Genomic DNA, 246 nt, shown 5'->3' on the forward strand with positions numbered 1-246 from the left:
GAACAAGTTAACCGTTGGAGCGATGTTGGTCTAACAGGTGATTGGGCAGCTAAAGATGTGCAACTTTACGGACGCAACTCAGTATCAGGTACGTATGGTTACTTTAAAAAGAAAGCACTTTGTAAAGGTGATTTCCGTAATAACGTAAATGAGCAACCGGGTTCTGCATCAGTAGTACAGTCAATTTCATCTTCATTAAATGCAATTGGTTACTCAGGTATTGGTTATAAAACATCAGGCGTACGT

At 39.8% G+C, this 246-nt stretch carries 1 pseudogene; it reads left to right on the top strand.

Annotated elements, in window-relative coordinates:
* Positions 1 to 246, top strand: a pseudogene (locus AAEY83_RS17675) (hypothetical protein); the annotation flags it as partial.

The organism is Psychrobacter sp. TB20-MNA-CIBAN-0197 (assembly GCF_040309765.1).
Lineage (GTDB): Bacteria > Pseudomonadota > Gammaproteobacteria > Pseudomonadales > Moraxellaceae > Psychrobacter > Psychrobacter submarinus.